The organism is Bacillus sp. 7_6_55CFAA_CT2 (assembly GCF_000238655.1).
GTDB classification, from domain to species: Bacteria; Bacillota; Bacilli; order Bacillales; family Bacillaceae_G; genus Bacillus_A; species Bacillus_A cereus.
In genome coordinates, this window is the sequence record NZ_JH414708.1 from 342,104 (window position 1) to 368,229 (window position 26,126).

The following is a 26,126-nucleotide window of genomic DNA, read 5'->3' on the forward strand; positions in this document are numbered from 1 at the left end:
AAGAGAGCAATTTGCTCTCTTATTTTTTGTCTTCCATCGCTTCTTCTAATGTTAAGTGATGTTTATATAGGTATGTAGCGTATGGATTACCAACGTAGCGTAAGTGCCATGGTTCATATGCATATTCTGTTGTATCTGTTTTATCTTCTAAGTAACGAATGACAAAGCCGAATTCATGAGCGTGTTCTGCGACCCATTTTCCTTCTGCTGTCTCCCCGAAGATAGGCTCTAATTGAAATTTAGCTGATTTTGAACTAATATCCATTGCTAAACCCGTTTGGTGTTCACTTGTACCAGGAATTGCGCTTACCGAATTAGCTTCGGCTTTTCCTTGGCGTCTAACGTATGTATCATGCAACGATTTTTGGCGTTTGTATGAACGATAACCAGATACAGCTGTAAGATCAAGCCCTTCTTTTTTCGCAGCTTTAAACATGTTTTCAAGTGCCTCTGCAGCATCTTTTCGCAGCAATGTTTTTTCTTTATCTTTTGGACTAATAAATGGTACATTTGGTCTCGTTAAGTCTTCAGGAATGTATCCATCTGGTAGTTTTCGATGTTTATTAATTAAGACAAGATTAGATTTGGGATTTGTTACAACTGAAAAGTCATTGTCTATTTTCTTTGCATTATGATCAGCTTTTGGAAAAGCAGGAATCTCTTCTTTTTTATGGTTATTATGCTTTTGACTTTCGACAGCTTTTGCTTCATTATGTAGTGGTGTTTTAGAACCAAAATAAGCGAAAGATGTGATCCCGATTACAATAGTAGTGGCAGAAATAATTATTATCTTTTTCATGATGCCTTGTAATCACAGTCCCTTCTTCATAAAATGTGTATTTGTTTTTTTTTATTATAAATCTAGTTTGTTGGAAAAGGAATATAAGAGTCATAACGTAATAGAAATGCAAAGAAAATGTCAGAAAATGTGTGAATTTGTAGTATTTTTTTATATAATTCATTTCTTATCTTTCATGATTTGCATTTTTTATGTAATATATATACATAAGAAGATGTAGCGATTATCGAGAATAAAGAACTTCTTGTATAGACTAGGAGTGAATGGGAATGGATTTTGCAACAATTATTGGACTTATTTTAGGATTTGTAGCAGTGGTAGTAGGGATGGTCGTCAAGGGCGCTGACATAACAGCCTTATTAAATCCTGCCGCAGCATTAATTATTTTTATCGGTACATTTGCTGCAGTATGTATTGCATTTCCGATGAATCAACTAAAAAGGGTTCCAAAACTATTTAAAGTTCTTTTTGGTTCAAATAAAAAGGATTTAAGTTATGAACAGTTGCTAGAATTATTTGTTCATTGGACATCTGAAAGTAGAAAATACGGTATTTTGTCTTTAGAGCAACAATTAGACAAAATTCAAGATGAATTTCTTTTGCGCGGTATGAAATTTGTGATTGATGGCGTATCCGCAGAAGATTTGGAGCAGATTTTGGAATCTGAATTAGAGGCAATTGAAGAAAGACATGCAAAGGGAGCTGCTATTTTTTCACAAGCTGGTACGTATGCACCGACATTAGGAGTTTTAGGTGCTGTTATCGGTCTTGTAGCTGCGCTTGGTAACTTAACTGATATTGAAAAGTTAGGTCATGCTATTTCGGGTGCGTTTATTGCAACGATTTTTGGTATTTTTTCAGGTTATGTATTATGGCATCCATTTGCAAATAAGTTAAAGCAAAAATCTTCAGCTGAAATTGAGAAAAAACGTTTAATCATTGATTGTTTATTAATGTTACAAGAAGGTACATATCCGTTTATTATGAAGAACCGCATTTTAGGTGCACTTTCTGCAACTGAGCGTAAAAAGCTAGAAAAAGGAGCAGAAAAAAATGCGGAGTAAGAAAAATAGAAGAGGCAAAAAGAAAAAACATGATGAGCATATCGATGAAACATGGTTAATCCCATATTCTGATATGTTAACGTTGTTATTTGCATTGTTTATCGTTTTATTCGCAATGAGTAGTATAGATGCTGCGAAGTTTAAACAGATGGCAGTTGCTTTTCGAAGTGAATTAGCTGGGGGAACAGGTAACAAAGAATTTTTAAGTGATCAAAAGCCAAATGATGAAAAAGAATTATCAGCAAGTAGCCTTGAGACAGAACAAACAAAAAAACAAGAAGAAGCTAGAGCTAAAGAAAAAAAAGAGATGGATGAATTGAAAGCATTACAAAAAAAGATTGATCAATATATTAATGAAAAACAATTATCCTCTTCTTTTCAAACTAAATTAACTGAAAAGGGATTAATGGTGACAATATTAGAAAATATACTGTTTGATTCGGGGAAAGCAGATGTGAAATTAGAATCTTTAGGGATTGCAAAAGAGATGTCTAGCTTACTTGTTTCAGCGTCACCTCGTGAAATTACAGTATCGGGTCATACGGATAATGTCCCTATTGCCAATGCGCAGTTTGCGTCGAATTGGGAATTAAGTACGCAGCGGGCAGTTAATTTTATGCAAGTATTACTGCAAAATAAAGAATTACAACCAGAAAAATTTAGTGCGATTGGATACGGAGAATACCGTTCAATTGCTCCAAACGATACACAAGAAGGAAAGGCAAAGAATAGACGTGTGGAAGTATTTATCTTGCCTTTAACAGAGAAAGTAAAATAAAAGAGGATGGCGAATGCCATCCTCTTTTATTTTACTTCAAATGATTTTAAGTTGTCGCGACGGATTTTATCTTTTTCTGCATCTGATTTTTTGAAATCATAATCATATAAAGCGCCTTCCCAATCGCCATACATTGGATTCGGGAAAATAATGAATTTCTCACCAAATTGTGCTTTTGAATCTGCTACTGTTTGGTTACGATCTTTTACAGATTTTCCATCAAAACCTGTGAAATCAGATAAGTTATCACCGAAGAATAAGACAATATCATGAGTTTGAGAAACGAGTTCACGGCGTTTTTCTTTTCCTTTTTCTTTCGGATCTTGTAGTAATATATGTTCTTTCGTTGCTTGAGGAGCACCTACACGCTCAAGATTTTTAATTGTCGCATCTAGTTGATTCGTTTTACGATTTGAGATGTAGTAAATATCTACACCTTTAGACTCTGTATATTTTAAGAAATCAATTGCGCCTGGAAGGGCTTCAGCCTCAGCTTTGTTAATCCAATCATCCCATTTGTAAGGATAGCCTTTGCCTGTTTTTACGCTCATTGCTTGATGAGGACTGTTATCTAAAACAGTTTCGTCTAAATCAAGCACGATAGCAGGTTTTTTCTCTGTCCCTTTTGCAAGAATTGCATCAAGCTTTAATTGACCAATGTTGTACCCTTGGTAGTAAAGTGCTTTCGTTTCACCGGCTGTTTGATACCATAAATCAGCCATTAATTGTTGTTCTGTTAATTTTACTTTCTCTTCTTTTGCCACTGTTTTCTCTGGTGTTCCTGAACATGCTACAAGTGATGTAGATAGAACCGCTACAGATAATAAAGTGGTAATGCCCCTTTTCATCTTCATATGTATCCTCCTTGATGTTAGAAAATCATTTTATATTATATATTAAAATATAATATTTTTATATGAACATTTGCATATTGTCTTTTGTATATATAGTAGTATGTCCTATATTAGAAAGATGAGCAAAATAATAATAGTTGTTTTGACAATTTTTATTGTCGTAATGACAATTATAATTGACAAAAAGAACTTTGTTATTTACAATTTTAACTAAATAGAACAAATGATGGATTCATGACGATGTTTACATATAAGAGGATGAAGTGCGGTGCTATATTTTGTCTTGAATAAACATAGTCTTTGAAAGAGAGTACGAATGATACTAAAGGGGAGGCTTTATACTTGAGTTTACAAATTCAAAACTTAACGAAACAATTTGGGGAATCAAAAGCAGTTAACGGTTTGCAAATTTCGTTACCAAAAGGTGAAGTACTAGGGTTACTTGGACGAAATGGTGCAGGGAAAACAACAACAATCAAAATGCTTCTCGGATTATTAACGCCTAATGAAGGTTCGATTACATGGGATGGAAAAGCATTTGGAAATAGTGGTGTAACAATTGGGTATTTACCAGAAGAAAGAGGTTTATATACAAAAAGTAGAGTAATAGATCAGCTGCGATATTTTGGTAGATTAGAAGGAATGTCGAAGAAAGAAGTGGATCACGCTATTGATCACTGGTTAGAGCGTTTAGCGATACCAGAATATAAATTTAAAACGGCTGGAGAGCTTTCAAAAGGGAATCAGCAAAAAATCCAATTAATTGCTGCTCTTCTTCATAATCCGGAACTTCTCATTTTAGATGAACCATTCAGCGGCCTCGATCCAGTTAATGCTGGGATGTTAGCTAGTATTATTGAAGAACAAGTACAGAGCGGAAAGACGATTATTTTATCAAGTCATCGTATGGAACAAGTAGAGGCTTTTTGCCAACATGTATGTATTTTGAAAAAAGGTGAAGCAGTCGTAAAAGGACAGCTAAGTGATATTAAGAAAGAATACGGTTTCCGTAATTTAACGATTGAAGATACAGTAGAGAATGAAAAGGGATTAGAAGCTATACATGTATCGTATGAAAAACAACAAGGCCTTCTTTATGTGAAAGTACAAGACGATGCGGAAGCTCTCAAGATTTTGCAACAGTTGCAAGAGCAAGGTGTTAGCTTACGACAATTCAAAATGTTAGAGCCGACGTTAAACGAAATCTTTGTAGAGAGGGCGAAATAACGATGCGTAAATTTTCTCACGTATTTTCATTTTATTTTAGGGAAGCATTTTTATCTAAAAAATCATTAATTACGAGTGCGATTTTATTTTTAGTTGTGTTTGGGATTTTTGCATTTAATCATTTTACTTCAGGCGATGATAAAAATAAGGATAAAGATAAAATTGCAGTTGTAGTAGAGAGTTCCACATATAAAGTACAAAAAGATGAGCTAAATAAGCTATTGCCATCAGCAAAAATAACAATTGGTTCAAAGGATGATTTTGATAAACTGCATAAGCAAGTAGAAGAAGGCGATTTAGATGGTCTATTCCATGTGACGGAAAAGGATGGGGCTCCATCGATTACATATATGTATAATGGATTTCCAAGCCAAGCAACTTCTGCAATTATGGCAGGATATTTAAAGCAACAATATACGATGGTGACGATTGCCAAAAATAATGTTTCAACAGAAATTGCACAGCAATTACAAACAGAAATTCAAGTAAAGCAAGAAGCGATAAAAGATCGTACATCTTCTTTCGGAATTGCCTATTTCTTTACATTTGCTTTATATATGTTTATTGTAGCGTTCGGAAATACAATCGCAATGAATATTGCATCTGAAAAGGCGTCACGTGTAATGGAAGTAATGCTTCCGAAAGTGAAGCCTCTTACGATGATGTATGCGAAAATTTTAGCGGTTGTTTCAACGGCGTTATTGCAACTTGTCATATTGGCGTGTGGTTATCTTATTCCATATTTGTTAGGTTGGGTCGATTTAGAAAGTGCCTCACTATTTGGTATTCCAATTGACTTTACGAAATTAGATGCAAAGGTTATCAGCATGTTTCTTGTTTATTTCATTACGGGATATTTACTTTATGCGATGATGTATGCTGCTGCTGGAGCTGTCGTGTCTAAGACGGAGGATTTACAAGCTGTATCTTTCCCGGTAATGATTTTAATTATGGCTGCATTCTTTATTAGTATTAAATCATTAAGTGATCCGAATAGTACTATCGTCGTTGTAAGTTCTTACGTTCCATTTTTTACACCGATGGTTACCTTCTCACGTATTGTAGCTGGTGAAGCAGGTATGCTAGAAATTACGATAACATTAGCAGTCTTATTGGCGACAATTGCGGTATTAAATGCTGTTACAAGCCGCATTTACGTAAACGGCGTAATGAATTACTCAGATAAAGTGAAATTTAAAGATTTAGCGAAATTTATAAAGCGTCAATAATGAGAGAAAAGCATGATTTCCTATTGAAATCATGCTTTTTCTTTATGTATAAATTAAAAATAGTATATAATGATAAGAGTCGTCTTTTAATAGAATGAATAAAAAGGAGGGTGTGCAGATGGGGATTAGTAGTCGTTTTACAGTAGGTGTTCATATGCTGACATTACTTGCGATAGATCGAAACTCTCGCTGTACCTCTGAATGGATTGCCGGTAGTGTGAATACAAATCCAGTTGTGATTCGTCGCATTACAGGAATGTTGAAGAGAGCAGGACTTGTTGATGTACAAGCTGGTAAAGGTGGTACGACACTTGCTCGAGATTTAGAAGAAATTACATTACTTGATGTATATAAAGCAGTGGAAGTTGTAGAAGAAGGACAGCTATTTTCCTTCCATGAAAATCCCAACATTGAATGTCCAGTAGGAGCTAATATTCAATCAGTATTAGAAATTATTTTAATGCAAGCGCAAGAAGCGATGGAAAACGTACTTGCAAATGTAACGGTAGATCAATTAGTTACAAATTTAAAGTCTAAAATGAAAGAATAAAAAAAGCGAGCTTCCTCATAATGAGGGCTCGCCTTTTTTTATTCAGAAATATTGAAAATTCTATTTTTCAGTATTTAAAATGAATTTACCTACGATAGCTGCGAAGATACCACCAAGAATTGGTGCTACGATGAATACCCATAGTTGAGAAAGTGCTTCTCCACCAACAAATAAAGCTGGTGCGATACTACGAGCTGGGTTAACAGATGTTCCAGTTAACGGAATTCCTAATAAGTGAATTAAAACTAATGTGAAACCAATTACTAGTCCAGCTAAAGAAGAACTTCCTTTTTTACCTGTTACAGCAACGATAACTAAAATAAATACGAAAGTTAAAATGAACTCAACTAAAAATGCTCCAGATAAACCAAGAGTTCCGAAACCATTTTGTCCTAAATTATCTAAAGGTGTTTTAGCAGATTTTAAAATTGTTACTAACGTTGCAGTTCCTAATAAACCACCTAAAATTTGAGCTAATACATAATAACAAAGTTCCATAGCGTTCATTCGTTTGTTGATGAACATAGCTACTGATACTGCTGGGTTAATGTGACATCCAGAAATTGTTCCGATGCTATATGCCATAGCTACAATAGATAGACCGAAAGCCATAGCGATTCCTAATGTTCCAATTCCTTCAATTCCGCCGCCAGTGACAGCTACTCCAGTTCCGAATAATACAAGTACAAATGTACCAATAAATTCAGCGATTGCTTTTTTTAACATAATTTACCTCCTATTAATGCGCATGAAACGTATTATAACATAAGTTTTAGTATAAGCAGCCAATGAAATACTATTCTGATAAGGCGAAATAGGGGGACAATAAAAAAGAGTATGGTTCATCTCTATAGAACCATACCCTTTTTTATGCTGATTTTTTCTGTTTAACGACTGGAACAGAACGGTTTAAAATACTATTTGCAACCATTCCTAACATGATAATAATCATTCCGATGAGAGAAAGTCCTCCAGGGAGTAAACCATTTAAGAAAATGATTTCTCCAAGTACGGTAAAGACCATCGTTCCAGCTTGTGTTGCTTCAACAGCTCCAAGTAGAGCGAGGTTATCTTTTGCTAAGTCAGTAGCAAAGAAAAATGTCATCGTTGCAATAACGCCGGAACATAATGCTAACAAAAATCCTTGAAGTATTTGGTTGGATGTTGGAATGCCAGTAGTAGAAAATCCGTATATACCAAGCAAGATTGTTATAGGAAGACTTCCAATTGCCATTCCTAATACACGTTGGAACGTATCAAGGCGTCCACCAACAAGCTCCATCATTTTTCGGTTACCGAACGGATATAAGAAAGCGGCTAATACGACAGGTAAAAAACCTGAAATGAACTGAGTCATTGTAATATGGCCTGCGGCAGTTGCTTGCATACAAATTACACCAAGTAAAATAAATAATGCAACATATAAGCTACGAAGTGGAATTTTTCCACGTACAAGTTTCGTACCTGATTTTGTTTCTATTTTCACGAAAAATAGTGGTGATAGTAGTAAACCAGCTAAAATCGTAACTTGCCAAGTTCCAGCAACGAGCCAAGCTGGAGAAAAGACAGCTGCGAAACTTAATAAAGAATAAAAACCAATACCGGCAACAGAACCCCATCCAATCCATGCCAATGGATGTTTTTTTAACTCTTCCCATAATCCCCTAAAGTTTTTGCGAAATAAAACGATAAGGAATAAAATAGGAAGAGCAAATAAAAAACGGAAGGAAGCTGTCCAAGCCCAGCTCGTTCCAGATACATTCATTGCTCTATTAATAATAAAGGTTGCAGAAAAAAAGGCCGATGATAAAAGACCTAATAAAATTGCGCGCATGAAGTATAACACTCCTTTCGAAAATAAATAATTATGTATATTATGATATACTTTTAATTATTAAAAGTAAACTATTTTATACTTTAAGGTGGTTTTATATATGAAAGAAAATGAAGATATGCAAACGAAAGAAGTCATTCAACAAGTTGGGCAGTTATTGAGACAAATTCGAAATGAACAGAAATTAAGTTTAGAAGAATTAGCTCATAAAACAGGAGTTAGTAAATTAACATTAGGAAAGATCGAAAGAGGGGAAACAAATCCGACACTAGCTGTCATTTGGAAAATAACGAAAGGGTTATCAATTCCTTTATCCAGATTAATGGTTGTTGGAGAACCTGTAGCTGTTGCGCGCTGTGGAGAAGGATTTGCAGTAGATGAAGGACAAGCGTGGCATTTAGAAACGATGTTCCGTTATACGAAAGAAACAGGGATGGAAATGCACCGTGCTTGTTTACGATCAAATAGTATATATGAGCCAGAAGCTCATCATGAAGGTGCGATTGAGCTTGTAACGGTAATGAAAGGGAAAGTGTCTATTCAAGTGGAGAATGATGTATACGAATTAAATGAGTTTGATTCCATTCAATTTGAAGCGAATAAGAAGCATATTTATAAAAATGAAGAAGAAGAAGTGGCGGTATTACATTTAACGATGAAATATTCTTCATGAAAAAATCACCTATAGGCTTCTATAGGTGATTTGCTCTTCTTAAGTATGTGAAATGATGCCGTTAGTACGAACGGGGCATAAGTAATAAACAAATGAAATAAACTAAAAATCCTGTCCCAAAACATAAAACAGCAATAACCCAAATGATACGAATAAGAGTAGAGCTAATATCAAAATATTCTCCTAAACCACCACATATACCAAATAGCATTTTATCAGTTTCGGATTTACATAACTTTTTTGACATATTCCAATCAACTCCTTTTTATATCAAACTGCATACTTTTATTCTATATGGAAATTTATGAGAAGACTATGGGGTTGTATTACATTTTTTTGTGAGAAGTGATCGTATTAATTGTCTTAATTTTCAGTGGATATTAAACTTGTAGTTATGAGGTGATTTTTAATAAAGGGTGGGGAAATAGAGATGACAGTATATTGGTTGACTAACGTAATGCTTGAATCAGGATATACATATGAAGAAGAGAGAATTTCACAAACAGAAACAGAATTATGCAGTTTACTTATTGAAGATGGTCGAATTAAAAAAATTATAAAAGGGATTGTTCAAGAGGAAGATATAGTAACTTTTGATGCTAAGCACTTATTAATGTTGCCAGCTTTCAAAGAGATGCACATTCACATTGATAAAACATATTATAGTGGCCCATGGAAAGCTTGTATGCCAGCAGAAAGTATTTTTACACGTTTTAATGAAGAAGAAAAAATTTTACCAAAGCAATTAGCGACTGCCAAAAATAGAGCGGAAAATATGCTAGAGTTACTACTGCAAAATGGTGCAACGAATATTAGAACGCATTGTAATGTCGATCCGATTATTGGGCTTGGTAATTTGGAGGCGACGTTAGCGGCATTAGAAACATATAAAAATCGAGTATCTAGTAGAATTGTTGCGTTTCCGCAACATGGATTATTGCGCAGTAATTCTGTACAACTCGTGAAAGATGCGATGCGTATGGGTGCTCATCTAGTCGGAGGAGTAGATCCAGCTACAGTGGATAATGACATCGAAAAGTCATTACATACAATTATGGATATCGCAGTAGAATTTAATGCGGATGTTGATATTCATTTGCACGATGCGAATAATCTTGGAACGTTTACGATGAAGAGATTGGCAAGTTTAACAGAAGAAGCAGGATGGCAAGGCCGTGTAACGATTAGTCATGCACTTGGACTTGGTGGTGTTACTGATAAAGAGGCTGAAGAAGTGGCAGAAAGACTCGCAAATGTAAATATTGATATTACTTCAACAGTGCCAATTGGTAAACAAGTAATCCCAATTCCGTTATTAGATAAAAAAGGTGTTAAGGTTTCATTAGGCAATGATAGCATTACAGATCATTGGTCACCGTTTGGAACAGGTGATATGCTTCAAAAGGCGAATCGATTAGCAGAGCGTTTTGGGTGGAGTGACGAAAGATCTTTAGGAAAAGCACTCCGCTTTATTACAGGAGGAAAAGAAACGTTAAATAATGAAGGGAAGCGAGTATGGCCGAATGTAGGGGATGAAGCGAGCTTTGTTTTGACGAATGCGACATGCGCTGCTGAAGCAGTAGCGCGTCAAACAGAAAAACGTTTAGTCGTGTATAAAGGAAATATTGTTGTTGGAAGTTTAAATGAGGTGGAATTAAATAATCTTGTGTAGAAGGATCGTTTAAATATTTTGAGGAGGGTTCTAATGGTGAGTATAGAACTCTTCTTTTTTATTCTTACAATATATTTTTATAGGAAAGCTAGAAGGGATGAAAAAATTGGACAATCAACATAACCAAAATCATATTATGGGAACTTTGCAATGGTTTATATTTTTATTAGCAAATTCAATCGCACTACCAATTGTCGTTGGCGGATTATTTCATCTTACGACGGAAGAAATATTTTATTTAATGCAGCGTACGTTTTTTGTAGTTGGTATATCTTCTTTTTTACAAGGGTGGCTTGGGCATAGACTGCCAATTGCGGATGGGCCGGCTGGATCTTGGGTTGGTGTATTTACCGTACTTGCTTATGCAACGGCCGGACAGGATCAATTACATAGTACACTGCAAATTTTAGAATTAGGAATGATAATCTCCGGTGTTATTTTAATAGGATTAGGAGTAACTGGTTTTATAGGACGTATTTTATTTTTATTTACGCCGCTTGTGACAGGGACGTTTTTACTTTTATTATGTTTACAATTAAGTGGTGTATTTTTAAAAGGAATGTTAGGAATTACAGCTACTATTTCTCAAATCGACGGATTTACAGCAATGATCGCGTTTAGTATATTTCTGTTCGTTATTATACTATCTAATTTTGGAAAAGGCTTTGTCAAAAGTTATGCAGTTTTAATAGGATTAATTAGTGGGTGGATTATTTTTCTCATTGCAGGAAAAGTGACAATCCCATCTCAAGTAACTCATTTTGTGCAACTTCCACATATATTTGCTTGGGGACTTCCAAAATGGAATACAGGTATGGCTGTATCAAGTTTCGTTATGGTATGTATTTTAGTTTCGAATACGGTGGCAGCTATTATAGCAATTAATCAAGCAACTATTCATAAAGCGACTATTGAACAAAAACAGTTGAAAGATGGAACATGGGTTGGGGGGATTTCACATCTCATCTCTTCTGTATTTTCAACTGTAGGTGTCGTTCCGTTACCAGCAACGGCAGGATTTATACGTTTAACAAAACAAAAGTATATACGATCATTCTTAATGGCATGTGCATTACTAGTCGTAATGTCTCTTTTTCCAAGTATTATTCGTTACTTAGCATCTTTACCATCAGCTGTTGCATCGGCTGTTTTAATGGCTTCGTTCGTACAGTTAATTGGAATTGGATTTAATAATATAAAACAAGTGCCGATGAGTGAAAGGAATGTAACGATCTTAGGCGTTGCAGTATTATTTGGCAGCGGCGTAATGTTTTTACCGTCTGGAGCACTCCAATCCTTGCCGTCTATTATGCAATATATATTCGGTAATGGTTTATTTGTAGGTACGGTTGTAAGTATATTGCTAGAACAAATATGGCGCGTTGGAAAGTAAGTGGATAAAAAGAGTGTACGCACTGTATAAAAGTCTAAAATAACATAGGAAATAAAGCCCATTTTTATTCACCACCTGCACATTTCGTTCATACAATATCTTGACTAAATAAACACCCAACTTACACATACACAGCTCTGGCTTAAGCAAGGAGGGTTATACCAGTTGAAGGAAAAAGCGTATCAATCTAAACCTTTACTCACAAAGAGAGAGAGAGAAGTATTTGAATTGCTGGTTCAAGATAAAACAACGAAGGAAATTGCAGGTGAACTTTTTATAAGTGAAAAGACAGTTCGCAACCATATCTCAAACGCAATGCAAAAGCTAGGGGTTAAAGGACGTTCACAAGCAGTTGTGGAGCTTCTTCGTATGGGAGAGCTCGAATTATAAGAAAGCAGCCGACTTTTATATAAAAGTCGGCTATTTTTTGTTTGCTTCACTTGCTATATGAATGATAAGAACACTCCATACATAAATAGGTAATAAGGAGGGGATATGTTGAAAAGGATACTGTTAGTTTCAACAAGTGCTCATGATATGAATGGACACCCGACTGGTTTGTGGCTGGAAGAGCTCGCAGCTCCTTATCATGTATTTAAAAAGGCTAAGTTTGATGTTGATATTGTGTCAATAAAAGGTGGGAGAGTACCTATAGATAGAGTGTCTATTCCGAATGGTATACCTCGCGAATTCAAGCATGTAGCTTCTTTATTGCAAAATACGAGGCCGATTTCAAATGTTCATTTTTCGGATTATGATGCGGTTTTATTTGGTGGTGGGCACGGGGCGATTGTAGATTTTCCAGGTAATCCATATGTAGCAAATTTGATTGAGAATATGTATAACAATAACCGGATTGTAGCGGCTGTTTGTCACGGAGTAAGCTCTTTAGTCGGTGTGAAAAATAAGGATGGCTCGTTTTTGGTTGCGGGTAAGCGTATAACAGGTTATACAAACGATGAAGAAAGAGCTGTACATTTAGAAAAGCGCGTTCCGTTTTTGTTAGAAAGTAAGTTGAAAGAAGAAGGAGCTTTGTTTTATGTAGCCCCCAATTTTACGCCGCATGTAGTAGTAGATGGTCATTTAATTACAGGACAAAATCCACAGTCTAGCGTGGAAATAGGTAAGGCTATAAAAAGGGCTGTAAATAAATTATCTTCATTTTAATTTCTGCTCATTTCTTCTTATTAATGGGAATGTCTTCTTTTCAAAAAAAGATGGAGCAATGAATATGCACTTTATATAGAAGAAACCGACTTTCTTATAGAAGGTCGGTTATTTTTCTATCTTGCAAATTACGAAAAAAAGGAGCAAAATAAAAAAGGTCCTAGTCTATACATGGGCAAATGAAAATTTTCATACAGAAGCATTTGAAGTGAGCGAACTTAAAGTGTGTAAAATATAATGATAAACATAAAAGATGATGAATGAGAAAACGGGTGATGAAGTTGAATAGAGCAATCGGTGTTATCGATTCAGGAGTTGGCGGTTTAACAGTAGCGAAGGAATTAATTCGTCAGTTGCCGAAAGAGCGTATCATATATTTAGGAGATACAGCACGTTGTCCTTATGGTCCACGTTCTCGAGAAGAAGTACGTCAATTTACGTGGGAAATGACGGAGCATTTACTAGATTTAAATATTAAAATGTTAGTTATTGCGTGTAATACAGCAACTGCAGTTGTATTAGAAGAGATGCAAAAACAATTACCAATTCCAGTAGTAGGAGTTATTCACCCAGGATCACGTACAGCTTTAAAAGTGACAAACACGTATCACGTTGGGATTATTGGAACGATTGGAACGGTGAAAAGTGGTGCATACGAAGAGGCGTTAAAGTCTATTAATAACCGTGTTATGGTAGAAAGTTTAGCTTGTCCACCTTTCGTTGAACTTGTAGAGAGTGGGAATTTCGAAAGTGAAATGGCGTATGAAGTTGTAAGAGAAACGCTGCAACCACTGAAAAGTACCGATATTGATACACTTATATTAGGTTGTACACATTATCCGATTTTAGGACCTGTTATTAAAAAAGTAATGGGAGATAAAGTGCAACTAATTAGTTCTGGTGATGAAACAGCACGTGAAGTAAGTACAATCTTATATCATAGTAAAATGTTGAATGAAGGAGAAGAACAAAGCGATCATCTCTTCTTAACAACAGGAAAAATAGGCTTGTTTAAAGAAATTGCATCAAAATGGTTTGGTCAACCGATTGAAAATGTGAAGCATATTCATTTAGAAAAAGAATAATAGTAGAATTTATATAAGTGAGCTCCTGAGAAATCAGGAGCTTTTGTTTTATCTTGCTATTTGCTGGGTAGTAAGACCCCTGCTGATTAAAGTTTCAATTTATAAGAGGCACAGCTTGTTCTAAAACGTGAAACAGCTCGTATACATAATAGTACAAACTTAGATTTTAGGGGGGAATGGCATGCCTAAATCCACTTTTAAATGGGTTGTTGGTGCTACTGTGAGCGCTGTTTTACTAACAGGGTGTGGCTTTATAAATCAAGAGAAAGCAACTGAACAAATTGATCCGCCAAAACAAGTTACGTATACAGAGGGTGGGAAGAAAGAAGTAGCTAAAAAAGATAAGCAAGGGCAAATGGTAAATAGAGAACTATACCTTGTTGATAAAAATGGTTATGTTGTACCACAAACGTTAGCTATACCTACTCCGAAAGCAAATGAGACTGTGAAGCAAACGTTAGAATACCTTGTGAAAGATGGACCGGTAACGAATTTATTACCAAATGGGTTTCGTGCAATCATTCCGGCGAATACAACGATGACCTTAGATTTGAAAAAGGACGGAACGGCAGTTATTGATTTCTCTAAAGAAATGAAAAACTATGCGAAAGAAGAAGAGCGTCAAATCGTTGAATCTATAGCTTGGACGTTGACGCAATTTACAGAGATAAAACAAGTGCAGTTCCAAATAAATGGTGAGAAATTGGCAAAGATGCCGGTTGGTGGTACACCGCTTGGTGAAGGAGTGAGCCGTGCAAATGGTATTAACTTCGATGATGAACAAGTAGCAGATGTAACAAATACAAAACCAGTCACACTGTATTTTATGGCGCAAAATAATAATAAACAGCAATACTACGTACCAGTCACACGCCGCGTTGCAGAAGGTAAAGAAAATGACTATGCAGCAATTATAGATGAGCTTGTAAAAGGCCCGATCCATCAATCGCTCCTAAATGATTTTAATCCAGGCGTTAAGCTTATTACGAATCCGAAATTACAAGACGGAAATCTTACATTAAACTTTAATGAAAATATATTTGTAAACCCAGATAAAAATATGATTTCAAATTACGTATTGAAGTCGTTAGTTTTATCTTTAACAGAAAAGAAAGGTGTGAAAAATATTTCTATTGAAGTAAATGGAAAAGCAAATCTTATAGATGAAAAGGGCGGAAAGTTAATAAAACCTGTAGATCGTCCAGAAAACGTGAATACAGGTAGTTTTTAATCGTCAATAATTTGATATACTTAAGTAAGAAAGAGGAATTGCTTTTTGGGTTCCTCTTCTTTTATTGTATACATATCATACATTTAAATTTGGCTATACTAACAAGTAGTTATGAGGAGGTTATTTTTATGCGAGTAGATGGTAGAGAGAAAACAGAATTACGCCATATACATATTCATACGAATTATTTAAAACATCCAGAGGGATCTGTATTAATTGAAGTTGGGGATACAAAGGTGATTTGCTCAGCAACAATTGAAGAGCGTGTCCCGCCATTTATGCGTGGAGAAGGAAAAGGCTGGGTAACAGCTGAATACGCGATGATTCCGCGTGCAACAGAACAACGTACGATTAGGGAGTCAAGCAAAGGGAAAGTAACAGGACGTACAATGGAAATTCAACGTCTAATTGGACGAGCATTACGTGCGGTAGTTGATTTAGAAGCGCTTGGCGAGAGAACAGTTTGGATTGACTGTGATGTCATCCAAGCAGATGGTGGAACGAGAACAGCTTCTATTACAGGTGCATATGTAGCGATGGTATTAGCTTTCGAGAAATTATTACAAGCAGAAAAAGTATCTAAAATTCCAGTAAAAGATTATTTAGCAGCAACGTCAGTAGGAATTGTTGAAGAGCAAGGTGTTGTTTTAGATTTAAACTATGCAGAAGATTCTAAAGCAGACGTTGATATGAACGTGATTATGACTGGAAAAGGCCAGTTTGTTGAGGTGCAAGGAACTGGAGAAGAAGCGACGTTTAGTAGAGCGCAGTTAAATGAACTACTTGATGCTGCGGAACAAGGCATTTTCCAACTGATTGATATGCAAAAAGAAGCTTTAGGTGACATCGTATCTCATATAGAGTAGAGGTGGAAAGTATGAAACAAGTTGTTGTAGCGACAAAAAATATGGGTAAAGTACGTGAGTTTGCTGAGTTATTTGAGAGATTTGATTTAGAAGTGAAATCATTACACGATTTTCCGCATATTGAAGAAGTCGAAGAAACTGGTGAAACATTTGAAGAAAATGCGATCTTAAAAGCGGATAGTTTGAGTAGACAGTTGAATGCAATTGTAATTGCGGATGATTCAGGTCTTATTGTAGATGCGTTAAACGGGAAACCAGGCGTGTATTCAGCTCGTTTTGCTGGAGAGCCGAAAGATGATCAAGCGAATATTGATAAAGTTTTACAAGAATTAAATGAAGTAGCGTTTGAAAAGCGTAAAGCTCGTTTCTATTGTGCATTAGCAGTTGCTTTCCCTGAAGGTGATAAAAAGCCTGTCATTGTAAACGGGACATGTGAAGGATTTATTTTAGAACAACGCCGCGGAGAAAATGGCTTTGGATACGATCCGATTTTTTATGTGGAAGAATATAAAAAATCGATGGCGGAACTAAGTTCAGATGAGAAAAATGCTATTAGCCATCGTGGCCGTGCTCTTCGTAAATTAGAAGAAAAAATCCCGGAATGGTTTTTAGGAGAATAAGGGAGAGAGAATGATGAAAGCTTTAATCGTAAGTGATAGTCATAGCTCTGTGAAGGAATTACAGCAGTTGAAAGAGAAATATGAAGGGAAAGTAGATATCATGATTCATTGCGGTGATTCAGAGCTAACGCCTGCTCATGAAGAACTGCAAGGTTTCCGTGTTGTAAAAGGAAACTGTGATTATGCTAACTTTCAAGATGAAATTGTAACTGATGTAGATGGAATTCGCTTCTTAGTTGTGCATGGACATCGCCATAATGTGAAAATGACATTACAAACGCTAGCGTACCATGCTGAAGAAGTGGGAGCGCAAGTTGCATGCTTTGGACATTCTCACGTATTAGGTGCGGAATTAATCGAGGGCGTTTTATTTATTAATCCAGGCAGTATTTTATTACCACGTCAGCGTGTAGAAAAGACATTTTCTTTATTAGAAATGGATGAAAATCAAATGGAAGTTCGTTTTGAAACGTTAGACGGACAACTAGTTGAACAAGCAGTTTTTAAAAGAGGATAAGAAAATTTATCCTCTTTTAAAAAAGGTGTTGACTTTATGTGTGGTTATACATATAATAAATATTGTCGATAGGGCAACGGCGCTAACGAAGAAAAGAAAATAACATATGCGGGTGTAGTTTAGTGGTAAAACAAGAGCCTTCCAAGCTCTGGTCGAGAGTTCGATTCTCTTCACCCGCTCCATGTCCCAGTAGCTCAGCCGGATAGAGCATACGCCTTCTAAGCGTACGGTCGGGAGTTCGAATCTCTCCTGGGACGCTAAAAAAACCTTGTTATCTTTTGATAACAAGGTTTTTTGTTTGTCTAAAATTTGATGTTTGGGTTATAGGTGTAGTTCATTCTTAATATTTGCGACCTTTCCTTTGATATTAAGCAGTTGCATATGTACTTCTTTTTCTTAAATAAAAAGAGCGCCATTTATGCGCCCTATTCCTCTTATTTAATTTAAAGAATCAATAGGTTTATGATGGAACTCAAATCCAAATTCAGATTCTCTTAATTGTTTACTTACAATATTATAAAACTCTTTACCATTCTAGTACGATTGAGCAGCAGTTATCGGAACTTATTCTCGGTAGTGTGTTACAATTAATAGAAGCGGAAAACGAGAATCTCCAATTGACTGGACCTGTGATTGGTTAGATAGTTTAAGAAGGTCGTATAAAAAAGGGAGATGGCGCAAAGATGGCGAGATCAAATGAGAATGATTTAACGGAGAAATTGGCAGAAGGTCACCGAAAATATGGTGATGGCAATTTTACAGTACAGAACATCGGTGATGAAACTAACCCGAATTGGACTGTCGTAAAAAATGTGAGAAAGGGATCGGCAGGCATTCGCGAAGGAGAAGATATATTAAGACTGCGATCAAAATATATAAAATAGTACGGAAATGGGCGGAGCGGGAGTTCGAATCTCTCCTGGGGCGCTAAGAAAACCTTGTTATCTTTTGATAACAAGGTTTTTTGTTTGTTTTAAATTAGTTGTTAATAAACTTGTCAAAGACAAAACCATAATCTTTCACATTATATTGTTTCTTCGTATCAACGAGCCAGTTAAAGGCGATCTCGTTCATCTCTTTAAATTGCTCTGCTAAGTTTACTTGTGCGTTTGAAATACGGCTGAAAGCGTTAGATGCCATATCTAAACTTTTGTGTGCATATTGTAATGTAATATCGTTGTCGTATGAAATTTCTTCGATTTTAAGTAAAGCCTTATATAAATCTTTTAATTCTTCAATATGTTTTTTATGAACATCAATTGAGTAATGCTCATCGCCCATTTGAAACTTAATTTCTACATCTAAATCAATCGTTCCCGCAGTTTCAAGCGCTACGTTTTTGATTTGATATTTACTATAGCTAAAGCGGCGTAGTGTACGTTTTTTACTTGTTGCGCTTGTACCGTCTAAGTGAATTAACCCTTTGTTTGTGAAGCAATATTCATCTGATTTCGATTTAATTAGAAAGTAAATTTTCTCCCCATCTTCATGCATTACATAATCATCGGCATCGACCTTATCATAGTCTTTAGGTGTAATAACAGAACCTACATCGCTTAGTCCTAATACATCTGCGGCCATTTTTTTAAACATATATAATCCCCCTTGTAAATTAAATTCTTAATTGTACAAAAATATATTAACATGATTTTCATCCTTTGTTTTCTTGTAATACGAAAATATCTGAAGGTAAGTTAAGAAAAGTAATGAATAATTATTTTGATCCTAAATTATTTAGTAAATCTATTAGTTTAAGAGTGGATTCTCCGAAAAATAACAAAGAGAAAAAGTTAATTTTGCAAGTGATTATAAATAAATTCCGTGAAAGCACCTCAAGCGATATGAGGTGTTTTTCAATCTCTTTTTGAAATCTTACAATTCTGTAAGGTAACTGTAAGGTAGTTCGATGGTAAGAAATTGCTAATCTTTTATAATGAAGATAACAACGATAAAACGAGGAGGCAGAAATGATGAAAGGATTAGTTGTAACGGGCTTGACGGTTGCTTTTGGATTTGTAGCGTATGAGAAATTAACGTATGTAGTTGATGTTGTGAAACATTTGATTGCTTAGAGAAAACAGCCATGAGAGGGAAAGGGAATGAGTGAATGGATGGAATGGTTATTTGGAATTATAGGTACTTGTAGTGTAGTGTTATTGTTCTTTGTCCCAAGTGGTATACTTAGTTCGACAACAAGTTTGTTCTTCTTAAGTTTGTTTGCTTGTACGATGCTTATTATTATGTTTTTAATGAAGCGAAGTAAACCAATCTTCTATTTTAGCATGATTGTTATGGCAATTATTGTTCTCCAAATTATTACCCTTGTAATATACCCCACAATTATAAAAGCTTTCCATTAATGATGAATCCTCTGCGTTTGTTGCTGGGGATTTTTACTTGTACAATTTTAATTTTTAGTAGAGATTTATTTGTATTGGAATGTAAAAATTGAATATTTTCATATTTCAAACAAATAGTTTTGGGATGTTGTGTTCTCATTACGCATTTGATATATTTACTTTGAACATAATTAAAATCAAGAAAAAGAGGCGGACGTATGGATAAAAAAGAAAATACGGTCGTATTGTTTCCGCAGCTATCAGAGCGCTATGTTGATGAAGGTTTTTTAGCGCTGAAAGAGCGGAAGTTCGAAGATGCATTGCGCTGCTTTGAAATATTACGTCAGTATAATGCGGAAACGGAACAAACGGAATTAGCTTCAGTTATTTGTTTACTCGAATTAAAACGTATGGAAGAAGCGAAAGACAAATGTGAACAGTTGCTTAAAACAGGAGTTGTCTTATTTGGTGATATTCTTGAAACGTACGTGACTATTTTAGTTCAAACAAATGATTATGAAGGTGTTATTGAAACTGTTGAAAAGGTTTTACAAACGAAAGATATAATGCCTGATCAAAAGGAAAAATTAGCGCAGCTTGCTTTATTTGCAGAAGGTATGCTAAATGAGGGAGACGCATCGCTAGTGGATTCAAATTTTGAGTTGGATGAGTTTACTAATGAAATTTTTGGAGAAAACTTTGGACAGAAGCTAAGAGCGATTCAGCGACTTTCGTTAAAAGACTTAGATCTTGCATTACCTGTTTTAAAGAAATTTTTAATAGACGAAGAGCAACACCCCTATTTGAAAACTTCTATTTTGTATAAAATGATAGAAAGTCAGGTAGAAGAGGAAATAGAGGTAGAAAAGTTTGGGAATACGATTAAGGTAATTCCAGCATTTACAGGTCATAATGAGGAGCAATCCAATAACATTATACATAAATTATCAAGTCGATTAGAGCAAAATTATCCCGATATATTTGAAGCGATGGTTACATATTGGAAAGAATTGCAAATTAGCATTTTCCCATTCGCTCTATTAATGGATAAAGAAGAGATTTGGTCAGCTGTTTTAGAGAGAATTGGAAGAAAGCGTTTCGGATTGGCTATTGATGAAGAAGAGCTTATGGCAGCATACAATATCGAATTGGAAGAGTTTCATATTGCCTATCAATGGTTATTACGTGTTGAAAGAGAAGGATATTTGCCCGTATAATTATGAAAAAGAATCGTTCAGTTCTTGAAACGAGCATATTCTATGTTATAATGTAAGGGTTGCAAAAGGCAGAAAACTGCCTGTTTGTAAGAGAAGAGAAGTGTAATTCTCTTACTTAATATGTTTCATATTATTCTCGAACAAAATATACCGTAGTTGTCTTCTGGGCAATTAGTAGATTGGAACATTATATCTGAAAGCTTTTGCTAGAGGATTATTTGTGTATTTGTTATTTCAAAAAAGAGATAATGAAGATCTTAATCTATAGAGGTATGTGCATACATTATTATAGTTGGAGGGAAAGAATAAATGTCTACAAAATGGGAAAAATTAGAAGGTAACGTTGGCGTTTTAACAATCGAAGTTGATGCTAAAGAAGTAAACAACTCTATCGACGCTGCGTTCAAAAAAGTAGTAAAAACAATTAACGTACCAGGTTTCCGTAAAGGAAAAATGCCTCGTCCATTATTCGAACAACGCTTTGGTATTGAATCTTTATACCAAGATGCTTTAGATATCATTTTACCAAAAGCATACGGTGAAGCGATTGAAGAAGCTGGTATCTTCCCAGTTGATCATCCTGAAATCGACATCGAGAAGTTCGAAAAAAATGCTAACCTTATCTTCACTGCAAAAGTTACAGTGAAACCTGAAGTTAAATTAGGTGAGTACAAAGGTTTAGCAGTAGAAAAAGTTGAAACAACTGTAACTGATGAAGATGTAGAGAACGAATTAAAATCTTTACAAGAGCGTCAAGCTGAACTAGTTGTTAAAGAAGAAGGAACTGTTGAAAACGGTGATACAGCTGTAATCGACTTCGAAGGTTTCGTTGATGGCGAAGCATTTGAAGGCGGAAAAGGCGAAAACTACTCTCTAGCAATCGGTTCTGGTACATTCATCCCAGGTTTCGAAGAGCAAGTAATCGGTCTTAAATCTGGTGAGTCTAAAGACGTTGAAGTATCATTCCCAGAAGAGTACCATGCTGCTGAATTAGCTGGCAAACCAGCAACATTCAAAGTAACAATTCATGAAATCAAAACAAAAGAACTTCCTGAGTTAAACGACGAGTTCGCTAAAGAAGCAGACGAAGCGGTTGCAACTCTTGATGAATTAAAAGCAAAACTTCGCACAAACTTAGAAGAAGGCAAAAAGCACGAAGCTGAGCACAAAGTACGTGACGAAGTAGTAGAATTAGCTGCTGCTAATGCTGAAATCGAAATTCCAGAAGCTATGATCAACACTGAGTTAGATCGTATGGTTCGTGAATTCGAGCAACGTTTAAGCCAACAAGGTATGAACCTTGAGCTTTACTACCAATTCACAGGTACTGACGCTGACAAATTAAAAGAGCAAATGAAAGAAGATGCACAAAAACGTGTAAGAATCAATCTTGTTCTTGAAGCTATCATTGAAGCTGAAAACATCGAAGTTACTGAAGAAGAAGTAACTGCAGAAGTTGAAAAAATGGCTGAAATGTACGGTATGCCAGTAGACGCTATCAAGCAAGCTCTTGGAAGCGTAGACGCTTTAGCTGAAGATCTTAAAGTGCGTAAAGCTGTAGACTTCTTAGTAGAAAACGCTGCATAATAAAATAACAAGGCACGATTAAAATCGTGCCTTGTTTTATAAATATAGAAATATATTTATAAAACTTTTCGATGGAGAAGGAAAAGTTCCTTTACAAGTCGAATATACATATTTCAAAAGTTTTAAAAATTTTTTATTTGTACATAACTAGTCATATTATTTGTATTTCTCGCCACGTAGTGACATAATATGTATTTACATACGATACATTTATCGTGTACATACGAAGGCAAGAGGTTAGCACTTTGTAAGGGGTGTGAAAATATGTTTAAATTTAATGATGAAAAAGGGCAATTAAAATGTTCTTTCTGTGGTAAAACACAAACGCAAGTTCGAAAGTTAGTGGCAGGTCCAGGTGTTTACATTTGTGACGAGTGTATCGAACTTTGTACTGAAATTGTACAAGAGGAGCTTGCGAAGGACGAAGAAGTAGAATTCAAAGATGTACCGAAACCGGTAGAAATTCGTGAAATCTTAGATGAGTATGTCATCGGGCAAGATAGCGCGAAAAAAGCACTAGCGGTAGCGGTATATAACCATTACAAACGCATTAATTCTAACAGCAAAATTGATGATGTAGAATTAGCGAAGAGTAATATCGCACTTATCGGGCCAACAGGTAGTGGTAAAACATTACTTGCACAAACGTTAGCGCGTATTCTAAATGTTCCATTTGCAATCGCGGACGCAACATCTTTAACAGAAGCTGGATATGTTGGTGAAGATGTAGAAAATATCTTACTAAAATTAATTCAAGCAGCTGATTATGATGTAGAGAAAGCGGAAAAAGGAATCATTTATATTGATGAGATTGATAAAGTGGCACGTAAGTCCGAAAATCCATCAATTACACGTGATGTATCTGGTGAAGGTGTGCAACAGGCACTTCTGAAAATTTTAGAAGGTACTGTAGCAAGCGTTCCACCTCAAGGTGGTCGTAAGCATCCGCACCAAGAGTTTATTCAAATTGATACAACGAACATCTTATTCATTTGTGGTGGAGCGTTTGATGGCATTGAGCCGATTATTAAACGTCGCCTTGGTGAAAAAGTAATTGGATTTGGTTCTGAGAAGAAAAATGCTGATGTAAATGAGAAGCATGTTTTATCTCACGTATTACCAGAGGATCTTTTAAGATTTGGTTTAATTCCAGAGTTTATCGGTCGTCTTCCAGTTATTGCGAACCTAGAGCCACTTGATGAAGATGCTCTTGTTGATATTTTAACGAAACCGAAAAATGCACTTGTTAAGCAATTCCAAAAACTATTGGAGCTTGACGATGTTGAGTTAGAGTTTGAAGAAGGTGCACTAATCGAAATTGCGAAAAAAGCAATTGAACGTAAAACGGGTGCTCGTGGACTTCGTTCTATTATTGAAGGCTTAATGCTTGATGTAATGTTCGAACTTCCATCTCGTAAAGATATCGAGAAGTGTATTCTTACAAAAGAAACAGTAGCTGATAATGAGCCGCCAAAATTGGTGTTACAAGACGGTACTGTACTTGATACAAAAACATCTGCATAATGCGAAAGGGAAACAGCAATTTTTATAATTGCTGTTTTTCTTTATGTTTAGCTACGTTCCTCCGCGGAAATACTAAGAGATAAAATATTGCGGGAGGAAATAAATAATGAGCTGGACAAATATATTTTTAGTTGTTCAACTTGTTTTTGGTGTAATTGTCGGATTGTATTTCTGGCATTTACTTCGAAATCAACGAACACAAAAAGTTTCAATTGATCGAGAATCGAAAAAAGAATTAGAACAACTTCGTAAAATGCGTGAGATTTCTTTAACAGAGCCGCTAGCAGAAAAGGTGCGTCCTACAACCTTTTTAGATATTGTAGGGCAAGAGGACGGGATTAAGTCGTTAAAAGCGGCTCTTTGTGGTCCGAATCCGCAACATGTAATCATATATGGCCCACCAGGTGTTGGGAAAACAGCGGCAGCACGTCTTGTATTAGAAGAAGCGAAACGAAATCCTAAATCTCCATTTCGTACGAATGCAACATTTATTGAACTTGATGCGACAACAGCTCGGTTTGATGAACGTGGTATCGCAGACCCTTTAATTGGTTCGGTGCATGATCCGATTTATCAAGGTGCTGGGGCGATGGGGCAAGCAGGTATCCCGCAACCGAAAAAAGGGGCTGTAACAGATGCACATGGTGGTATTTTGTTTATTGATGAGATTGGCGAGCTCCATCCGATTCAAATGAACAAAATGTTAAAGGTGTTAGAAGATCGAAAAGTATTTTTAGAAAGTGCGTACTATAGTGAAGAAAATACAATGATCCCAACATATATACATGATATTTTCCAAAAAGGCTTACCGGCAGATTTTCGCTTAGTTGGAGCAACGACACGTTCGCCAGAGGAAATTCCTCCTGCTATTCGGTCACGTTGCTTAGAAGTATTTTTCCGTGAATTAGATACGGAAGAAATTCAAAAAGTAGCGAAAAATGCCGCGGAAAAAGTGGAAATGCAAATAGGTGAAAATGGTATTGAGATGATTGGGATGTATGCAAGGAATGGACGAGAAGCGATTAATCTCGTGCAAATCTCTGCGGGTATGGCGATAAATGAAGAACGTTCTTTCATTAAGGATGAAGATATAGAGTGGGTTGTTCACTCAAGTCAGCTTACACCGAAATATGAAAAGCGCATTTATCCGATTCCAAGGATTGGTCTTGTAAATGGTCTTGCTGTATACGGACCAAATACAGGTGCGTTATTAGAAATTGAAGTAACAGCAATTCCGGCGAAAGATAAAGGATCGGTAAATGTTACCGGAATTGTGGAAGAAGAAAGTATTGGTAGTCAAACGAAATCGATTCGTCGTAAAAGTATGGCGAAAGGCTCTGTTGATAATGTATTAACAGTACTTCGTTCTTTAGATGTGTTGCCAGAAGGATACGATATACATATTAACTTTCCAGGGGGTATCCCAATTGATGGCCCTTCAGCAGGAATCGCTATGGCAACAGGTGTATATTCTGCGGTGCACCGCACGTATGTAAATAATGAAGTAGCGATGACAGGTGAAATAAGTATACACGGAGAAGTAAAGCCTATTGGTGGCGTATACGCAAAAATAAAAGCTGCGAAAAAAGCGGGAGCTAAGAAAGTCATTATTCCTGCTGAAAATATGCAACCATTTTTGTATACGATCAAGGGAATTGAAATTATTCCTGTTCGTAAGTTAAAAGAAGTATTTGAGTTAACGTTTATGCAAGAAAATATGCATAGAGAGCTAGATGTACATACTCACGTAGACGAAACAGATGCACAATCTATGTAAAAATAAACAATAATAAAATTTGCCAGACTTCGTTTAAGTTTGTATGCTTAATCGGAGTCTTTTTCTTTTCGTGAGGTAGAAAAACAAGCTATTTACAATTGCGCGGAATCTCAGCAATTGCAT

At 35.8% G+C, this 26,126-nt stretch carries 27 protein-coding genes and 2 tRNA genes; 23 read left to right on the forward strand and 6 right to left on the reverse strand.

Annotated features, from left to right (window positions below; genetic code table 11):
* Positions 1–19: 19 nt before the first annotated feature.
* A complete protein-coding gene (locus HMPREF1014_RS01910; protein ID WP_000720201.1) occupies positions 20–799 on the reverse strand; it encodes a M15 family metallopeptidase in 780 nt (259 codons plus the stop codon).
* Positions 800–1,068: 269 nt separating this feature from the next.
* On the opposite strand from HMPREF1014_RS01910, the gene motA reads away from it, so the two are divergent.
* Both motA and motB read left to right on the forward strand, forming a co-directional pair.
* Complete coding sequence (gene motA, locus HMPREF1014_RS01915; protein ID WP_000344853.1) at positions 1,069–1,863, forward strand: flagellar motor stator protein MotA; 795 nt, start codon at positions 1,069–1,071, stop codon at positions 1,861–1,863.
* Positions 1,853–2,641 carry a flagellar motor protein MotB gene (motB, locus tag HMPREF1014_RS01920; protein WP_001256736.1) on the forward strand — a complete coding sequence of 263 codons (789 nt, stop codon included), beginning with the start codon at positions 1,853–1,855 and terminating at the stop codon, positions 2,639–2,641. Before motA ends, motB begins: the two co-directional genes overlap by 11 nt.
* Before the next feature lie 26 nt (positions 2,642–2,667).
* Here the strand turns inward: motB and HMPREF1014_RS01925 are convergent, their stop codons facing one another.
* Positions 2,668–3,495 (reverse strand): 5'-nucleotidase, lipoprotein e(P4) family, encoded by an 828-nt coding sequence (locus tag HMPREF1014_RS01925; RefSeq protein ID WP_000782768.1) that lies wholly within the window; start codon positions 3,493–3,495, stop codon positions 2,668–2,670.
* Between the two features lie 342 nt (positions 3,496–3,837).
* Here HMPREF1014_RS01925 and HMPREF1014_RS01930 point away from each other — a divergent pair, with 342 nt between their 5' ends.
* From HMPREF1014_RS01930 to HMPREF1014_RS01940, 3 genes are all read left to right on the forward strand, one after another.
* On the forward strand, positions 3,838–4,722 hold the full coding sequence (locus HMPREF1014_RS01930) for an ABC transporter ATP-binding protein (RefSeq protein WP_000058117.1): 885 nt from the start codon (positions 3,838–3,840) through the stop codon (positions 4,720–4,722).
* A 2-nt stretch (positions 4,723–4,724) separates the two neighbouring features.
* The gene (locus HMPREF1014_RS01935; RefSeq protein WP_001224977.1) at positions 4,725–5,951 is read left to right on the forward strand and encodes an ABC transporter permease; all 1,227 of its coding nucleotides are present in this window, start codon (positions 4,725–4,727) and stop codon (positions 5,949–5,951) included.
* A 118-nt stretch (positions 5,952–6,069) separates the two neighbouring features.
* A complete protein-coding gene (locus tag HMPREF1014_RS01940) occupies positions 6,070–6,501 on the forward strand; it encodes an Rrf2 family transcriptional regulator (protein WP_000512998.1) in 432 nt (143 codons plus the stop codon).
* Between the two features lie 60 nt (positions 6,502–6,561).
* Here the strand turns inward: HMPREF1014_RS01940 and HMPREF1014_RS01945 are convergent, their stop codons facing one another.
* Both HMPREF1014_RS01945 and HMPREF1014_RS01950 read right to left on the reverse strand, forming a co-directional pair.
* On the reverse strand, positions 6,562–7,227 hold the full coding sequence (locus tag HMPREF1014_RS01945) for an aquaporin (RefSeq protein WP_000913213.1): 666 nt from the start codon (positions 7,225–7,227) through the stop codon (positions 6,562–6,564).
* A 142-nt stretch (positions 7,228–7,369) separates the two neighbouring features.
* On the reverse strand, positions 7,370–8,335 hold the full coding sequence (locus HMPREF1014_RS01950) for a DMT family transporter (protein WP_001201626.1): 966 nt from the start codon (positions 8,333–8,335) through the stop codon (positions 7,370–7,372).
* A 100-nt stretch (positions 8,336–8,435) separates the two neighbouring features.
* Between HMPREF1014_RS01950 and HMPREF1014_RS01955 the strand changes: the two genes are divergently transcribed.
* A complete protein-coding gene (locus HMPREF1014_RS01955; protein WP_000661924.1) occupies positions 8,436–9,008 on the forward strand; it encodes a helix-turn-helix domain-containing protein in 573 nt (190 codons plus the stop codon).
* Positions 9,009–9,069: 61 nt separating this feature from the next.
* On the opposite strand, the gene HMPREF1014_RS01960 is transcribed toward HMPREF1014_RS01955, so the two are convergent.
* Positions 9,070–9,255, reverse strand: coding sequence for a PspC domain-containing protein (locus tag HMPREF1014_RS01960; RefSeq protein ID WP_000038411.1), 186 nt, complete (start codon positions 9,253–9,255; stop codon positions 9,070–9,072).
* Between the two features lie 183 nt (positions 9,256–9,438).
* Between HMPREF1014_RS01960 and HMPREF1014_RS01965 the strand changes: the two genes are divergently transcribed.
* From HMPREF1014_RS01965 to HMPREF1014_RS02020, 12 genes are all read left to right on the forward strand, one after another.
* Positions 9,439–10,680 carry an amidohydrolase family protein gene (locus tag HMPREF1014_RS01965; RefSeq protein ID WP_000219555.1) on the forward strand — a complete coding sequence of 414 codons (1,242 nt, stop codon included), beginning with the start codon at positions 9,439–9,441 and terminating at the stop codon, positions 10,678–10,680.
* Positions 10,681–10,777: 97 nt separating this feature from the next.
* The gene (locus HMPREF1014_RS01970; RefSeq protein WP_002062437.1) at positions 10,778–12,073 is read left to right on the forward strand and encodes a purine/pyrimidine permease; all 1,296 of its coding nucleotides are present in this window, start codon (positions 10,778–10,780) and stop codon (positions 12,071–12,073) included.
* Between the two features lie 165 nt (positions 12,074–12,238).
* Complete coding sequence (gerE, locus tag HMPREF1014_RS01975; protein ID WP_000659484.1) at positions 12,239–12,463, forward strand: spore germination transcription factor GerE; 225 nt, start codon at positions 12,239–12,241, stop codon at positions 12,461–12,463.
* A gap of 105 nt (positions 12,464–12,568) precedes the next feature.
* Positions 12,569–13,240: a type 1 glutamine amidotransferase domain-containing protein gene (locus HMPREF1014_RS01980; protein WP_002098044.1), complete on the forward strand. Its 672-nt coding sequence runs from the start codon at positions 12,569–12,571 to the stop codon at positions 13,238–13,240.
* Between the two features lie 275 nt (positions 13,241–13,515).
* Entirely contained in the window at positions 13,516–14,325 is an 810-nt protein-coding gene (racE, locus tag HMPREF1014_RS01985) for a glutamate racemase (protein WP_000774005.1), read from the forward strand.
* A 181-nt stretch (positions 14,326–14,506) separates the two neighbouring features.
* Positions 14,507–15,556 (forward strand): spore germination protein GerM, encoded by a 1,050-nt coding sequence (gene gerM / locus HMPREF1014_RS01990; RefSeq protein WP_001126741.1) that lies wholly within the window; start codon positions 14,507–14,509, stop codon positions 15,554–15,556.
* A gap of 128 nt (positions 15,557–15,684) precedes the next feature.
* Positions 15,685–16,422, forward strand: coding sequence for a ribonuclease PH (gene rph, locus HMPREF1014_RS01995; RefSeq protein ID WP_001261765.1), 738 nt, complete (start codon positions 15,685–15,687; stop codon positions 16,420–16,422).
* A gap of 11 nt (positions 16,423–16,433) precedes the next feature.
* Complete coding sequence (locus tag HMPREF1014_RS02000; RefSeq protein WP_000815944.1) at positions 16,434–17,042, forward strand: XTP/dITP diphosphatase; 609 nt, start codon at positions 16,434–16,436, stop codon at positions 17,040–17,042.
* Between the two features lie 13 nt (positions 17,043–17,055).
* Positions 17,056–17,559 carry a metallophosphoesterase gene (locus HMPREF1014_RS02005; protein WP_000645507.1) on the forward strand — a complete coding sequence of 168 codons (504 nt, stop codon included), beginning with the start codon at positions 17,056–17,058 and terminating at the stop codon, positions 17,557–17,559.
* 108 nt (positions 17,560–17,667) lie between these two features.
* Positions 17,668–17,741 (forward strand) — tRNA-Gly (locus HMPREF1014_RS02010).
* A gap of 1 nt (position 17,742) precedes the next feature.
* Positions 17,743–17,816, forward strand: a tRNA-Arg gene (locus HMPREF1014_RS02015).
* Between the two features lie 426 nt (positions 17,817–18,242).
* A complete protein-coding gene (locus tag HMPREF1014_RS02020) occupies positions 18,243–18,443 on the forward strand; it encodes a hypothetical protein (protein WP_000124460.1) in 201 nt (66 codons plus the stop codon).
* Positions 18,444–18,537: 94 nt separating this feature from the next.
* Here the strand turns inward: HMPREF1014_RS02020 and HMPREF1014_RS02025 are convergent, their stop codons facing one another.
* Complete coding sequence (locus tag HMPREF1014_RS02025; RefSeq protein WP_000473868.1) at positions 18,538–19,152, reverse strand: PH domain-containing protein; 615 nt, start codon at positions 19,150–19,152, stop codon at positions 18,538–18,540.
* A gap of 518 nt (positions 19,153–19,670) precedes the next feature.
* Here HMPREF1014_RS02025 and HMPREF1014_RS02035 point away from each other — a divergent pair.
* The 5 genes from HMPREF1014_RS02035 to lonB all read left to right on the forward strand — a co-directional run bounded on the left by HMPREF1014_RS02035 (position 19,671) and on the right by lonB (position 26,003).
* Positions 19,671–19,919 carry a hypothetical protein gene (locus tag HMPREF1014_RS02035; protein WP_001983650.1) on the forward strand — a complete coding sequence of 83 codons (249 nt, stop codon included), beginning with the start codon at positions 19,671–19,673 and terminating at the stop codon, positions 19,917–19,919.
* 197 nt (positions 19,920–20,116) lie between these two features.
* Positions 20,117–21,115, forward strand: coding sequence for a hypothetical protein (locus HMPREF1014_RS02040; RefSeq protein ID WP_000358287.1), 999 nt, complete (start codon positions 20,117–20,119; stop codon positions 21,113–21,115).
* A 309-nt stretch (positions 21,116–21,424) separates the two neighbouring features.
* Positions 21,425–22,702, forward strand: a complete 1,278-nt coding sequence (gene tig / locus HMPREF1014_RS02045; RefSeq protein WP_000105215.1) for a trigger factor — start codon at positions 21,425–21,427, stop codon at positions 22,700–22,702.
* A gap of 264 nt (positions 22,703–22,966) precedes the next feature.
* Positions 22,967–24,226, forward strand: coding sequence for an ATP-dependent protease ATP-binding subunit ClpX (gene clpX / locus HMPREF1014_RS02050; RefSeq protein ID WP_000472289.1), 1,260 nt, complete (start codon positions 22,967–22,969; stop codon positions 24,224–24,226).
* Between the two features lie 106 nt (positions 24,227–24,332).
* Positions 24,333–26,003 (forward strand): ATP-dependent protease LonB, encoded by a 1,671-nt coding sequence (gene lonB, locus HMPREF1014_RS02055; protein ID WP_000119179.1) that lies wholly within the window; start codon positions 24,333–24,335, stop codon positions 26,001–26,003.
* The last annotated feature ends 123 nt before the right edge of the window (positions 26,004–26,126 follow it).

Coding starts and splice junctions, on each gene's coding strand:
- HMPREF1014_RS01910 (WP_000720201.1), bottom strand. CDS start 799: ATGAAAAAGATAATAATTATTTCTGCCACTACTATTGTAATCGGGATC.
- motA (WP_000344853.1), top strand. CDS start 1,069: ATGGATTTTGCAACAATTATTGGACTTATTTTAGGATTTGTAGCAGTG.
- motB (WP_001256736.1), top strand. CDS start 1,853: ATGCGGAGTAAGAAAAATAGAAGAGGCAAAAAGAAAAAACATGATGAG.
- HMPREF1014_RS01925 (WP_000782768.1), bottom strand. CDS start 3,495: ATGAAGATGAAAAGGGGCATTACCACTTTATTATCTGTAGCGGTTCTA.
- HMPREF1014_RS01935 (WP_001224977.1), top strand. CDS start 4,725: ATGCGTAAATTTTCTCACGTATTTTCATTTTATTTTAGGGAAGCATTT.
- HMPREF1014_RS01940 (WP_000512998.1), top strand. CDS start 6,070: ATGGGGATTAGTAGTCGTTTTACAGTAGGTGTTCATATGCTGACATTA.
- HMPREF1014_RS01945 (WP_000913213.1), bottom strand. CDS start 7,227: ATGTTAAAAAAAGCAATCGCTGAATTTATTGGTACATTTGTACTTGTA.
- HMPREF1014_RS01950 (WP_001201626.1), bottom strand. CDS start 8,335: ATGCGCGCAATTTTATTAGGTCTTTTATCATCGGCCTTTTTTTCTGCA.
- HMPREF1014_RS01955 (WP_000661924.1), top strand. CDS start 8,436: ATGAAAGAAAATGAAGATATGCAAACGAAAGAAGTCATTCAACAAGTT.
- HMPREF1014_RS01960 (WP_000038411.1), bottom strand. CDS start 9,255: ATGTCAAAAAAGTTATGTAAATCCGAAACTGATAAAATGCTATTTGGT.
- HMPREF1014_RS01965 (WP_000219555.1), top strand. CDS start 9,439: ATGACAGTATATTGGTTGACTAACGTAATGCTTGAATCAGGATATACA.
- HMPREF1014_RS01970 (WP_002062437.1), top strand. CDS start 10,778: ATGAAAAAATTGGACAATCAACATAACCAAAATCATATTATGGGAACT.
- HMPREF1014_RS01980 (WP_002098044.1), top strand. CDS start 12,569: ATGTTGAAAAGGATACTGTTAGTTTCAACAAGTGCTCATGATATGAAT.
- racE (WP_000774005.1), top strand. CDS start 13,516: ATGAAGTTGAATAGAGCAATCGGTGTTATCGATTCAGGAGTTGGCGGT.
- gerM (WP_001126741.1), top strand. CDS start 14,507: ATGCCTAAATCCACTTTTAAATGGGTTGTTGGTGCTACTGTGAGCGCT.
- rph (WP_001261765.1), top strand. CDS start 15,685: ATGCGAGTAGATGGTAGAGAGAAAACAGAATTACGCCATATACATATT.
- HMPREF1014_RS02000 (WP_000815944.1), top strand. CDS start 16,434: ATGAAACAAGTTGTTGTAGCGACAAAAAATATGGGTAAAGTACGTGAG.
- HMPREF1014_RS02005 (WP_000645507.1), top strand. CDS start 17,056: ATGAAAGCTTTAATCGTAAGTGATAGTCATAGCTCTGTGAAGGAATTA.
- HMPREF1014_RS02020 (WP_000124460.1), top strand. CDS start 18,243: ATGGCGAGATCAAATGAGAATGATTTAACGGAGAAATTGGCAGAAGGT.
- HMPREF1014_RS02025 (WP_000473868.1), bottom strand. CDS start 19,152: ATGTTTAAAAAAATGGCCGCAGATGTATTAGGACTAAGCGATGTAGGT.
- HMPREF1014_RS02035 (WP_001983650.1), top strand. CDS start 19,671: ATGGAATGGTTATTTGGAATTATAGGTACTTGTAGTGTAGTGTTATTG.
- HMPREF1014_RS02040 (WP_000358287.1), top strand. CDS start 20,117: ATGGATAAAAAAGAAAATACGGTCGTATTGTTTCCGCAGCTATCAGAG.
- tig (WP_000105215.1), top strand. CDS start 21,425: ATGTCTACAAAATGGGAAAAATTAGAAGGTAACGTTGGCGTTTTAACA.
- clpX (WP_000472289.1), top strand. CDS start 22,967: ATGTTTAAATTTAATGATGAAAAAGGGCAATTAAAATGTTCTTTCTGT.
- lonB (WP_000119179.1), top strand. CDS start 24,333: ATGAGCTGGACAAATATATTTTTAGTTGTTCAACTTGTTTTTGGTGTA.